The organism is Sphingomonas sp. (assembly GCF_029239295.1).
Taxonomy (GTDB): Bacteria; Pseudomonadota; Alphaproteobacteria; order Sphingomonadales; family Sphingomonadaceae; genus Sphingomonas.
This window is the reverse complement of sequence record NZ_JAQZBC010000013.1, coordinates 70,988-84,158: the sequence shown is the minus strand read 5'-3', so window position 1 is coordinate 84,158 and position 13,171 is coordinate 70,988. Positions and strand designations below refer to the sequence as shown.

At 63.7% G+C, this 13,171-nt stretch carries 8 protein-coding genes; 1 reads left to right on the top strand and 7 read right to left on the bottom strand.

Annotated features, from left to right (window positions below; genetic code table 11):
- Position 1: 1 nt before the first annotated feature.
- Positions 2 to 988 (top strand): RNA-directed DNA polymerase, encoded by a 987-nt coding sequence (locus K0S66_RS13025; protein ID WP_301075880.1) that lies wholly within the window; start codon positions 2 to 4, stop codon positions 986 to 988.
- Between the two features lie 174 nt (positions 989 to 1,162).
- Here the strand turns inward: K0S66_RS13025 and uvrA are convergent, their stop codons facing one another.
- The 7 genes from uvrA to K0S66_RS12990 form a co-directional block, all read right to left on the bottom strand.
- Entirely contained in the window at positions 1,163 to 4,078 is a 2,916-nt protein-coding gene (gene uvrA / locus K0S66_RS13020) for an excinuclease ABC subunit UvrA (protein WP_301075879.1), read from the bottom strand.
- A 248-nt stretch (positions 4,079 to 4,326) separates the two neighbouring features.
- Positions 4,327 to 7,512: a TonB-dependent receptor gene (locus tag K0S66_RS13015; protein WP_301075878.1), complete on the bottom strand. Its 3,186-nt coding sequence runs from the start codon at positions 7,510 to 7,512 to the stop codon at positions 4,327 to 4,329.
- Between the two features lie 348 nt (positions 7,513 to 7,860).
- A complete protein-coding gene (locus K0S66_RS13010) occupies positions 7,861 to 9,237 on the bottom strand; it encodes a Coenzyme F420 hydrogenase/dehydrogenase, beta subunit C-terminal domain (protein ID WP_301075877.1) in 1,377 nt (458 codons plus the stop codon).
- Positions 9,224 to 10,321: a polysaccharide pyruvyl transferase family protein gene (locus K0S66_RS13005; protein WP_301075876.1), complete on the bottom strand. Its 1,098-nt coding sequence runs from the start codon at positions 10,319 to 10,321 to the stop codon at positions 9,224 to 9,226. The genes K0S66_RS13010 and K0S66_RS13005 overlap by 14 nt, the downstream gene beginning before the upstream one ends.
- Before the next feature lie 5 nt (positions 10,322 to 10,326).
- Entirely contained in the window at positions 10,327 to 11,301 is a 975-nt protein-coding gene (locus K0S66_RS13000; RefSeq protein ID WP_301075875.1) for a Gfo/Idh/MocA family oxidoreductase, read from the bottom strand.
- Between the two features lie 11 nt (positions 11,302 to 11,312).
- Positions 11,313 to 12,254 (bottom strand): glycosyl hydrolase, encoded by a 942-nt coding sequence (locus K0S66_RS12995; protein WP_301075874.1) that lies wholly within the window; start codon positions 12,252 to 12,254, stop codon positions 11,313 to 11,315.
- Positions 12,251 to 13,066 carry a TIGR04290 family methyltransferase gene (locus K0S66_RS12990; RefSeq protein WP_301075873.1) on the bottom strand — a complete coding sequence of 272 codons (816 nt, stop codon included), beginning with the start codon at positions 13,064 to 13,066 and terminating at the stop codon, positions 12,251 to 12,253. Before K0S66_RS12990 ends, K0S66_RS12995 begins: the two co-directional genes overlap by 4 nt.
- Between the last annotated feature and the right edge of the window lie 105 nt (positions 13,067 to 13,171).

Below are 13,171 nucleotides of genomic sequence, written 5' to 3'. Positions count from 1 at the left end.
GATGATCTGCTCCTCGCTGAACCTGGTCTTCTTCACGTCCGTCTCCTCACGAAGGCGGACTCTAGCTCAAACTGGCAGAGTTTCAGGGGAGCACGTCAATAGGCTCCTAGATAGAGAGCTAAATAGATTCTTGTCCTCTGAGATGGTCCGTAATTTGTGTCTTCAAGCTGTAGCGACACCCACCGGGGATGAGAGTTCGAACGTCCGTGGCGTTCCGCAAGGGTTGAGCATTTCTGGAGCGCTATCGAGCCTATACATGATCAGGTTCGACGAAGCCCAGGTACATAGAAATCCGTCCTATTGCCGGTACGTCGACGACATACTTCTGATATGCGATACTGCAAAAGCCGATGATGAACTCAAAAGGATATCGCGCGCTCTAAAAAGCCGTGGTCTAATTGTACATCCGAAGGGAAGCTCCGGAAAGACAGAGATAAAGCCTGTATCTCAGGGGATTGACTTTCTAGGATATCACATCTCAGTTGAGAAGGTGTCGGTTAGAAAATCATCTTACCGCAAGATGTTCATTAATCTGTCAAAGGTAATAACGGACTATAAGTATCGCGGAGACTGGACAAGAACGCTCTTTCGTCTCAACCTGAAGATAACGGGTTGTATCGTGGACAAAAAGCGGCGTGGCTGGATGATGTTCTTCTCTTACACCGAAAATATGGCGCAGTTGGCGCATCTCGACAAGTTCGTGAGAAATAGGTTGAATTCGGTAGGATTTACGGAAGACAAGATTTCTTTGGTAAAGAGATTCCTAAAATCATATCGTGAAACACGGTTCAATCTATCCGATACAAAGTACATCCCGAACTTCGACAATTTCGACTCTGCTGACAAGGTGGCGGCGATCACCGCACTGTCAGGTCGTCCTCAAGAAGTGGTTGCTGCTTGGGAGGCGGCTTCGATCGACGCCGAATTCAGCAAGCTTATCTCTCGTGAAGTGCATGATCTTGAGCAAGACGTAGGTAGTGCGTCCTAGCGAATTTGCTCGGGCTGTCGTGTTACCGTCGCCGCACCTACAGCACCACCGCCTCCTGCGGCTCGATGGACCCCGGCTCAAGGCCACGATGACGGGCGGGCGTCACGCACAGCCAGCCCCTCCACCAGCTTCGCTGGTCCCCCTCCCCGAGCAGGCTCGGGGAGGAAGTACGGATCACTCCGCCGCCTCGGCCTGACGCTTCCCCAGCAACGGCGCCAGATACTTGCCCGTGAAACTCCGCGGTTCCGCTGCCACCACTTCCGGCGTACCTTCGGCGACGATCTCGCCGCCCTTGACGCCGCCTTCTGGCCCGAGGTCCAGCACCCAGTCGGCGGTCTTGATGACGTCCAGATTGTGCTCGATCACCACCACGGTGTTGCCCTGTTCGACGAGGGCGTGGAGCACTTCGAGAAGCTTTCGCACGTCCTCGAAATGCAGACCGGTGGTCGGCTCGTCGAGGATGTAGAGCGTGTTGCCGGTGGCGCGACGGGCGAGTTCCTTGGCGAGCTTCACACGCTGCGCCTCGCCGCCGGAGAGCGTCGTCGCCTGCTGGCCGACCTTGACGTAGCCCAGGCCCACCTCGACCAGCATCGCCATCTTGTCCCGGATCGGGGGCACGGCCTTGAAGAACTCCGCCGCGTCCTCGACCGTCATGTCGAGCACGTCGGCGATCGAATGGCCCTTGAACTTCACCTCCAGCGTCTCGCGATTGTAGCGCGCGCCGTGACACACGTCGCAGGTGACGTAGACGTCGGGGAGGAAGTGCATCTCGATCTTGAGCAGGCCGTCGCCCTGGCACGCCTCGCACCGGCCGCCCTTGACGTTGAACGAGAAGCGGCCGGGCTTGTAGCCGCGCGCCAGGCTTTCGGGGAGGCCGGCGAACCAGTCGCGGATCTGCGTGAAGGCGCCGGTGTACGTTGCCGGGTTCGAGCGCGGGGTGCGGCCGATCGGCGACTGATCGATGTCGATCACCTTGTCGAGATGCTGGAGCCCGGTGACCTTGTCGTGCTTGCCCGCCAGGATGCGCGCGCCGTTGAGCTGGCGTGCGGCGGCGGCGTAGAGCGTGTCGATCGTGAAGCTGGACTTGCCCGAGCCCGAGACGCCGGTGATGCAGGTGAAGGTGCCGAGCGGGATCGACGCGGTGACGCCGGTCAGATTGTTGGCGGTGGCGTTGTGCACCGTCAGCTTCTTGCCGTTGCCCTTGCGGCGCTTGGCGGGCACGGGGACTTCGCGCGTGCCATTGAGGTAATCGGCGGTGACCGAGCCCTTCGATTTCAGCAACTGCTTGAGCGTGCCCTGCGCGACGATCTGCCCGCCGTGGACGCCGGCGCCCGGCCCCATGTCGATCACATAGTCGGCGGTGCGGATCGCATCCTCGTCATGCTCGACGACGAGAACGGTGTTGCCGAGATCGCGCAGGCGGCGGAGCGTGGCGAGCAGCATGTCATTGTCGCGCTGATGCAGGCCGATCGAGGGCTCGTCGAGGACGTAAAGGACGCCGGAGAGGCCGCTGCCGATCTGCGAGGCGAGGCGGATGCGCTGGCTCTCGCCGCCCGACAGCGTGCCCGACGTGCGATCGAGGTTGAGATAATCGAGGCCGACGTTGTTGAGGAAGCCGAGCCGCTCGACGATCTCCTTCAGGATGCGCTCCGCAATGGCGCGCTGCTGGTCGTTGAGGTGGCTGGGCAGATCGGTGAAGAAGGCGAGCGCGTCGACCACCGAGAGGTGGGTGGCGTGGCTGATGTCCTGCATCGCGATCTTGACCGCCAGCGCCTCGGGCTTGAGGCGGGCGCCGTGGCAGACCTCGCACGGCTGGGACGACTGGTACTTGCCCAGTTCTTCCTTCATCCACGCGCTCTCGGTCTGAAGCATGCGGCGGTTGAGGTTGCCGATGACGCCTTCGAACGGCTTGCTGACGTCGTAGCTCTTCTTGCCGTCGATGAAGGTGAGGGTGACCGGCTTTCCCTTGGTGCCGTGGAGGATGACGCTCTGCACCTCGGGCGAGAGATCCGCCCAGGGGGTGTCGAGGCTGAAATCATAGGCGCGGGCGAGGGAGCCGAGCACCTGCATGTAATAGGGCGAGGGCGGGTTCGACTTCGCCCAGGGGACGACGGCGCCCTTCTTGATGGTGAGCGCGTGGTTGGGGACGACGAGATCCTCGTCGAAGATCAGCTTTTCGCCCAGGCCATCGCACGCCGGGCAGGCGCCCTGGGGGGCGTTGAAGGAGAACAGGCGTGGCTCGATCTCGGCGATGGTGAAGCCGCTGACCGGGCAGGCGAACTTTTCGGAAAAGACGATGCGGTTGGCGGGGACGCCGGCGTTCTTCATCGCGCCGCCGGACGCGGCCTCATCCTCGCGGCCGGGCACGACGCCGTCGGCGAGATCGACATAGGCGAGGCCGTCGGCGAGCTTCAGCGCGGTTTCGAAACTGTCGGCGAGGCGGGTGGCGATGTCGGCGTTCACCGCGAGGCGATCGACCACGACCTCGATGTCATGCTTGTACTTCTTGTCGAGCGCGGGCGCGTCCTCGATCTCGTGGATCTCGCCGTCGATCCGCACGCGGGTGAAGCCGGCCTTCTGCCATTCGGCCATTTCCTTGCGATACTCGCCCTTGCGGCCGCGCACGACGGGGGCGAGCAGGTAGAGCCGCGTGCCTTCGGGCAGCGCCATGACACGATCGACCATCTGGCTGACCGTTTGCGCCGCAATCGGCTCCCCGGTGACAGGGCTGTACGGGATGCCGACACGCGCCCAGAGCAGGCGCATGTAATCGTAGATCTCAGTCACCGTCGCGACGGTGGAGCGGGGATTGCGGCTGGTGGTCTTCTGCTCGATCGAGATGGCGGGGGAGAGCCCCTCGATATGATCGACGTCCGGCTTCTGCATCAGTTCTAGGAACTGGCGCGCGTAGGCGGAGAGCGACTCGACGTAGCGGCGCTGACCCTCGGCATAGATGGTGTCGAAGGCGAGGCTCGACTTGCCGGAGCCGGAGAGGCCGGTGATCACCGTCAGCGTATCCCGGGGGATATCGACGCTTACGTCCTTGAGATTGTGCTCGCGCGCGCCGCGGACGGAGATGTGAGTCAGCATGCGTCTAGTTCTACTTCCGTTCCGGTCGGGGGGATAGACCCGCGATGTAGGAACTGGGCTCTGGGGATGCCAGCGGGTGACGGAATTGATCATCGTTGCCCGTGCGCGTGCGCTTCCCGCTGCCTCGCCAACCGATGCGCGCCCCGGGCTCAACGTTCTCCCAGAGCGAACGACGACGAGGGCGAAGCCGGCACAAAAAAAGGGGGCCGGCATCGCCGACCCCCCAGAAGTGCAATCCGATCGTTGGATCAGAAGCGTGCGCGGAAGCCCGCATAGAAGAAGCGGCCGCGGTTGTCGTAGATGCCCGAGCCGGTGGTGATGCCGGTCAGACCGTACGGCGGCTTGACGTCGCCAACGTTGTTGACGCCGAAATCGAGCGTGAAGTTGTCTTCAACGTCGAGGCCGAAGCGGATGTCGTTGTACACAACCGACGGATACTTGCGGATCGTCGCATAATCCGGGTTCTGCGGCGGCTGGCCGTTCACGCTGTTATAGTCTTCGAACGTGTTCAGGTACATGCCATCGATCCAGCGGATCGTGTGGCCGAGCGTGAAATTGCCGAAGCGAAGGTCGGTGAACGCAATCACCTGATCCTTCGGGTAGCTGAGTTCGCTGGTCAGAACGTTCTTGAAGTCCGGACGCGACGGATCGGTGAACTGGTCCAGCTGGATCAGGTGAGTCCAGACCGCCTTGAAGTTCGCCCGCATGAAGCCGAAGTCACGGTTATAGGCGACCTGCGTGTCGATGCCGCGCGTCTTGAAGCGGGCATAGTTCTGCGGAAGATCCTGGAACGATCCCTCGATAACCCGGAACGCCTCTTCGCCGTTCGGACCACCACCGGCACCAGCGCGAGTGAACAGATCACAGAACTGGTTGTTGAGGTTAGGTGCGTCGTAGCACGCGTTCAAGGCCTGCTGGACCGACGGCGACGTGATCACGTTGTTGACCGTGATGTCGTAGTAATCGACCGACAGCGACAGACCCCGCACGAAGCGCGGCGAGAAGACACCGCCCAGCGTCAGCGAGTTGGACGTTTCCGCCTCAAGCTGACGGTTGCCACCGCTCTGGATTTCCAGCGACGAGGTGTAGACGAAGTCATAACCTGCCGGACGCCCGGCCGCTTCACAGTTCGCGGGGCGCGTTGCCGAACCAGTGTTGATGTTGCGCGCCGAGCACGGATCGCTCGGTGCTGGTGTGTAGTTCTGACCGAGCGGCGAATACTGCTCACCCAGATACGGCGAACGCACCGACCGCGAGTAACCGCCACGCAGCAACAGGTCGTCGATCGGACGCCAGGTTGCGTTGCCGTTCCACGCCACAACGGTGCCGACCGAACCGCTGTAATCCGCAACGCGGGCCGCACCCGAGATCGTCAGTTCCTTGAACAGGAACACGTCCTTCAGAAGCGGGATCGACAATTCGCCGAACGCTTCCTTCACTTCGAACGCAGGCGCGCGGAAGCTCGGGATTGCGTTGTAGAAGTTGTAGCCCGCCTGGGTCAGCGGATCGAGGTCATAGGTCAGCGTTTCGCGGCGATATTCGCCACCCACCGAGAAGCCGACAGGGCCGCCCGGGAGTTCGAACAGCTGGCTGGAATCGCCCGAGACGAAGCCGTTGACGACGAGCTGCGTCGACTTGCCCGACGCTTCGGTCGGCGACAGGATGTAGTTGCGCGCGGCCTGGCTGACCGAGCCCTCGCCGAACGGGTTCAGCGGAACACACGCTGCGATATCGGCAGCGAGCTGTGCCGGGTTTCCACCCAGGTCGCTGCCGGCATAGGCGCCGTCAACCTGCGCACGGCAGACGATCTGACCAGCGGCGTTGCGCGTCGTGTCCAGTGCCAGCAGGTAACGCTGGGTGTTCACGTTGCCGGAGATCAGGTTGTTTTCGCGGTGCTCACCGTAGTTCACCGACAACTCGTAGTTCCAGTCGTCGTTGAAATCGCCGCGGACACCACCGACGATGCGGAACGTCTCACGCTCGATCTGCTCGTCGCGGATGCCGAGGTCCAGCCAGTTGCGACGCAGGCTGAAACGATAGGTACCGGCATCGACCTGCGCCAGCGCTGCTGCCTGGTTGGCGGCGGCCGAGGCGCCGCTGAACGCCGCGCCCGAGTTCGGGTTCACGCCCGAATTGATCGAGTTGCGAAGCTGTGCAGCGATCGTCGCACGGGCAGACGCGTTCAGATACGGGTTGTCGAGGCGGATGCCTTCGCGGTTGACCCTGCTGCTTCCAGCGTTCGAGTAGGACCGGTCGGTGAAGCCCGCGATCGCTACGCCGTCGGCAAGCGTCTGACCCTGCGAGAAGAACGGGCCGCTCTGCGAGCCGCGCGCTTCGGTGCGAACGTACTTGGCTTCGAAGAAGGGCACGAAACCCTCCGACACTTCGAAATGGCCGAGCGCGTTGAAGACATAACGCTTCAGGTCGGGCGACAGTGCGGTCAGGCGACCCTCGCGGCTCGTCGTGCCGTTGCCGCCGATGTAATTGCCGTTCGGGCCCAGGCCGACGCGCTCGCCGGTCTGCGGCGTCAGGTTGCCGTCGCGGTCGAACAGATAGCCGCAGGTGAAGGCGGTGCCCACGGCGTCGACGCCGCAACCCGGGTTGGCACCCTGACGGAAGCCGAGCTGGCCACCCAGCGAGATCGTGGCGCCGCGCAGGTCACGATAGAAAACGCGATCTGGAGCATTGTCAAACGCCGCGCCGGTGTCCGTGTCGACAACGATGAAGGCGTCGTTCTGACGCAGGTTCGGACGGCCCGAGGCGTAATAGTCGCTCTGATGCGCGAATTCCGCGTTGAACGCGATATTGCCGCGGCCATCGGCGAAGTTCTTGCCGGCGACGATCGAGAGGTACTGGTTACCCGCATCGCCATAATCGCTGATGCCGGTCTGACCGCGAAGCGCGATACCGTCGTAATCGCGCTTCAGCCGGAAGTTGACCACGCCCGCGATCGCGTCCGAACCGTAGACTGCCGACGAAGCACCGCCGGTGACGACTTCGACGTTCTCGATCAGGTCGGTCGGCATCGCGTTGATGTCGACGGCGTTGCCGTTGTTGATGATGTCGGCCGACACATGGCGGCGGCCATTGACCAGAACCAGCGTACGAGCGCGACCCAGCGAGCGCAGGTCGAGGAAGTTCACACCACGAACGCCGAGACCCGAGGTGGAGTTCTGCGAACCGAGCGACGAGCGGAACTGCGGAAGCTGGTTCAAGGCGTCGCCGACCGCGACGCGACCGGTCGAGAAAATCTGCTGCGAATCAAACGTCGTGATCGGCGTCGGCGCATCGTCGTTGGGACGACGGATACGCGAACCCGTGACGACAATCGCTTCACCGGACTGATCAGCTTCCTGCTCGCCGGTGGCGGCACCAACAGTCGACGCGTCGCCGGACTGCGGCTCGCTCTGCGCCAGGGCGATGCCCGGCATCATAACGGCGGCGGTCGCCAGCGCAGTCGCTGACAACCAGTGGAAAGTACGCATCGACAAAACCCTCTTTTATTTCCCTGAACGTGGGGCGGCCGGAAAACTCGTTTTGGCGCCCGGCCGCAACCGCGCGGTGCACAGAAACGGAAATTTTGGAGCTCTCGTGACAAAACTGTCACATAATGGGGCGATTTGGTGTCGTCGAAGGTCGCTCTGCCGTTGCAATCAGGGGATCAGCCAGGATCGGGTCGTCCAAGCTACTGCATCGCAGCTGACCGGCGTGAGCCTCCGGTATTGATCGTATCGTTGAGTGAAACGGGAAAGGGGTCGCTTCGCAGCCCCTTTTCGTTGCGCTCAGCCCTCAACCCCGTCGAGGCGGGCGAGCAGGCGTCCGAGGCGGCCGCGTTTGTAGGCGAGGGCCTGATAGACATAGAGGCTGGCGGCGGCCCAGCGGGTGTAGAGCCAGGGCTGGTTCAACCGTTTTGCCAGATAGGCTGTGCGGTGGCTCCAGCGCGCAATCGCGGCGCGCAGGCGATAGATGGCGCGGCGGCGTGGCGGATGGCCGCCGGCACGCGGCGCGACCCGCTTTACCGCGGTCACCCGGCGCTTCTGCCATGTCAGGCGATAGGCGAGGCCCTCGCGGCGCTGGCGAAAGCCCGCGGCCTGCGTGTCGGCGATGAAGTCGGCGTCCACCGCGGTGAGATCGAGGCGGCCGTCGGTGATCGCAGAGGCGATGCGACCGGCGATCTCGGGCGAGCGGACGATCACCACATTGGTGCCACGACCATCGGACGAATAGGGCTCTACCCAGGCATCGCCGAATGACACGTCCGCGCATTCCGCGACCACATCATCGCAGGCGTCACAGGCGGAATTCTGGAAGAAACCAGCACCCCAGTCGCCGTCGGCGAGGTGGAACCAGTCCTGCCAGCGGGCGGTGCCGTCGTTGAGCGTCAGATGAGCGGTGTACCAGTTCGCGGGGCGATCAGGATCCTTGCGGCGATATTCGACGGCGCGCACTTCCTCGCGTTCCACCCCGAGCTGCCAGGCAAAGCTGTCGACGAACTGCGCGCTTTTCATATGGCCGCAGAACAGGCCGAGCAGGTGCGTGATGCGTTCGTTCAGGACTGGATCCTGCTCGCGCAACAGGCTGACCGCCTTGATGAAGCAGGGAACGCCGACGATGGCGTATCGGCCGGGCGTGGCGCGGATCTCAGCCAGCACTTCGGCCAGATCGACCGGATAATAGCGCGAGCGCGCGCCCTCCAGGATCTGATCCGGGGTGCGTGAGATGCGGTAATGGAACAGCCGGTCGCCGGCCGACGGAATCACATGCGCCACACCGTCGATCACGCCTGCGGCGAGGAGGTCAGCGGCGACCCAGCTGACCATGCCGCCCGAGCTGCCGCGCTCGCGGAAGGGCCGTTGATTAGCGTGGCCGACGTAATTGGCCTCGTAGCGGCCCAAGCGGTGGTCTTGATGGGGAGCGGCGGGGAAGCGAGCGAGAGCGAGCTGGTCCTCGTTGCGCGCGATGGGTGAGAAGGGACAGGTTGCGGCGAAAGCCGGGTGGGCAGCGCCATGCGCCGTTGCGTGGTCAGTGAGGGTGGCATTGCTTGGCTTGCGCTGACCGTAGCGATCCCACTCCATTCCACGCGTCGCACAGCCACCGCAGCCAATGCACAGCCCCGAGGCGACGATGTCCGAAGGGGTGAGCGCGTCAGGCGAGGGCATGATCGAGGAAGCGTGCGGAGGCGGCCCGCTGTTCGGCGAGACGATCGGCGAGCGTTGTAGGGAGAGCGCCGAGGCGATCGGCGATGTCGGCATCGCTGACGCCTTCGCTGACGAGATGATGTTCGAGCCCCAAGACGCGGGTGAGATCCTGCACCTTGTTGCGGCGATAGGGCGAAGCGGCGCAGACAAACGGGCGATTGTGGCGGATCGCGAAGACACAGCCGTGGAAGAAATTGGTCACGACTGCGCGCGCGCCGGCGAACAATGAGGCGAACTCGGCCGGATCGGCGTCGATCCTGGCCTCATCGGCGATGTCGCTCGGATAGCCGATCGCAACAAGCCGCGTGCCCGTGCGGTCCGCCCAGCGGCGCAGCTGGGCGGCGAACCAGTCGGGGAAGCTGTGGCCGTACACGATCGCATAGCTGCCGGCGCCTGTCGGCGCGGCTTCAGGAACGACACGAGGGAATTGAAGGCAGGGATCGAGAACCAGCGGCAGGCCGTCGCTTGCTGACCCGTGATGGGCTGCCAAGGGGGCGAGCAGGGCACGGCTATTCTCGTCCCGCACCGAAATCGCGTGGAAACGGCGCAGGCGGTCGAGCGAGCAATTGTCGACGCCATCCGCCGCGTCGTGATTGCCGAAGCTGGCCGCGTAGGAGACGAGGCGGTCGGTGTTGAGGCGGTTGCCGAAGAAGATCGACGCCCCCGAGAACCACGGGTGACGGAAGTTCCAGACCTCGTCACTGCCCACCACGACCGCGTCGTAGCGAGGCGACGCCGCTGGATCCTCGAGCGGGAAGGGGGGCGACAGCGGCAGCGCGTCGACCGCGGCGATCATTGCGCGCGTCTTGCGACCGAGCGCGGCAAAATGCCGTGGATCGGTCCGCGCGGGCAGGGTGGGTTGGAAGGCATTACGCGCCTCCCGCCAATCGACGCAGCGCGACCGGTGATCGAGCAGTTCTGCATCATGGCCGCGCGCGCGAAGCCCCTCCACCAGGCAGCGCGCCTGCCAATAGGAGCCGTAATTGATCGATCGGTGAAAGGTGAGGACGCCCACCTTGCGTATGGTCCGGGGACGCGACGCCATGCCGATCAGCGACCGTAGATGAGGTCGAGTACCTCCGCCGAGCGGGCGAAATGATCCGCCGCAGGATCGTAGCGGTGGCTGCGTGCGAGCTGCGTCGCCCAGGCGGCGGCAGCGCGGCCGCCCCAATCGTCTGGCCCATCGGTCAGTCGGTGAGTGGCAGTGCCGGTGAAATGATCGGCAGTGAAATCGTAGAAGCTGCCTCCGATGTTGCGGAAGCCCGCGCCTCCTTCAGTGCCATAGAAGTCGGCGGCGATCACGGCATCCTGCCCGGCGTGCAGGCGCCAGGAGCAGGTGAGGCGCACGTTCGTGCCGCCCGCCTTGAAGCTGGCGCTGGCATAATCCTCCACTGATCCCGGGTGCAGCGGCTGCCCGCCAGCGTAGAGCGCGGCCTGCGCCTCGGTCGCCTTGGGGAAGCCGAGCGCCCAGAGCGCGAGATCGACGAGGTGGACGCCCAGATCGACGACGCAGCCGCCGCCCGATTGCGCCGGATCGTAGAACCACGGCTTGTCCGGGCCGTAGGCGTTGTGGAAGGTCAGATCGATCGCGAAGACGTCGCCGAGCGTACCTTCACGGATCAGGCCGGCGATCGCCTCCATCCCGGCAGTATGGCGGTAGGACAGATCGACGCCGAGCAGGCGGTCCGCCGCGCGCGCCGCCGCGATCACCGCGTCCACCTCGGCCGCGGTGCGGCCAAGCGGTTTCTGGCAGAACACTGCCTTTCCCGCCTGAAACGCCTGGATCGACTGATCGGCGTGAAGCGCGCTGGGGGTCGCGATCACCACGCCGTCAATGTCGAGCGCGAGCATGGCGTCGAGCGAATCGACGATATGGATCGTCGGGGCGATGGTGGCCGCCTCAGCGATACATTCAGGCGAAGGGTCGCAGACGGCGACGGCATCGACGCCGCCGGTCGCGACCATGGCGGCCATGCGGTGCCGCCCGATCCAGCCGGTGCCAAGGAACCCGAGACGAGGCTTCATCGAGCAGCCCTTCAGGCGGAAGCGACGAGCTTGAGCGGCGTGGCCTGCCCCGAGCTTGCCTGCGCCGGCGCGTAGCGATCGATCATCTCGGCGCAGAAATCAGCGAACATCTGCGGATCGCGCGCCGGGCTGGTGTGATGCGGCTGAACGCCCAGATGCTCCGGCGTGAAGCAGAAGGTGACGGTGACCTCGAAATCAGCCAGCGCCTCCATCTGGCGATCGAACCAGTCGAGCGCATTGGGGCGGAAGCGATCGGCCCAGCTGAGCCCGGTGCGCAGCTTGCGCGTGCCGAGCCGCTTCAGCCAGTCCACCGCCTCGTCAAGCCGCGGATCCTCGAAATGGAACCACTGCATCAGCCCCATGTCTGCGGCGTAGCGGGCATAGGCGTCGAGTGACGGCTTGGGTGTCCCATCTTCGCGGATGAGGCCCATATAGAAGTGACGATAATAGCTGGACCCCTCCGCCTCGCGGTGACGGGTGGTCGCGCCCCATGAGTGCGGCAGATCGAACAGCGAATACCAGTAGATGTTGGGGACACGGCCGATCAGCAGCTCGGCGGTCTTCTCCACGCCGAAGACCTGCACCTCTTCCGCCCCGAAGGAGCCGACGCCCACCTCCGTCACCCAGATCGGCTTGTCGGTGACGACTTCCTCGATCTCCGCGATCTTCTTGGGCCAATCATGGATCGACCACAGGTTCCAATCGAGCGGAAAGCCATGGACGGCGATCACGTCCACCGCGTCAAGCGCGCCATGCGCGCGCATCCGGTTCACCCATTGCGGGTCGATCGGCGACATGCCGCCCAGCACGCGGGTGACGGCTGGGTTGATCGCGGCGATCGAATTGCCCGCGCGAATGACGTGATCGGCGTAGGATGACCAATCGGGATCGATTTCCGGATCCCAATGCGATTTGTTGTTCGGCTCATTCCAGATCATCGCCGCTTCGATCACGAACTTATTCCCCCCTTAGCTGGATAGACTGCTGCCGGGCCGAACTGCTCGAACGGCACCGGTGCGACCCGGCAGAAATAGACATCGCCATCGGCCTGAGCCGCGACGCTGAAGCCGGCGGCGCGCAGCATCGCCTGGCTGCCGGCGGCATTAGGTGCCCACCAATTCGTCCAGTCACCGGCGAATTTTTGTTCAATGAAGTGCATCTTGGGATAGCCGGGCGCGTCGAAATACGCCGGCTGACGATAGGTGCCCGGTTCGAAGAACGGGTGATCTTCGGGCACCTCGGCCACATCAGATGAGCCCTGTTGCAGCGTCTGGAACAGCATGGCGTCGCGGGCGACATGTTCGCGGATGAGGTCAAGCGCGAGCAGCGGGTGGCGCAAATGGTAAAGCACGCCCATGAAGATGACGAGATCGAACTTTTCGCCCAACGCCGCGACATCATAAACCGACATGTTGCGGAATTCGACGCCGGTGAAGCCAAGTGCCCCGGTCGCGAGGCGGGCCTGCGCGAGATAGCGGTCGTCGCTGTCTACACCGACGACACGTTCTGCGCCGCGCCGCTTCATTTCGACCGAGTAGAAACCGGCGTTGCAGCCGATGTCGAGCACGCTCTTGCCGGTGAGATCGGCGGGGACGATCGAGGCGAAGCGGGCAAATTTGTCCGCCGGGTAATTGCCCAGGAAATGGTCGGGCGCAGTCTCCACGCCGTTCAGATCGATGTTGTGAAACCACGGGGCGAGGGCAGCGATGCTGTCACTTAGCGAGTGATGCTGCGTCTGGTCATTGGAACGTTCGGCTACCGGCATCGCACCCCCTGGATGTCGGCCCGCAGTGTGCGGCGCCACGACAGCATTAAGCCCCTCACCCACCAAGTGGAGAGAGTCATCGTTTCGCTTAACGAACGGACTTTC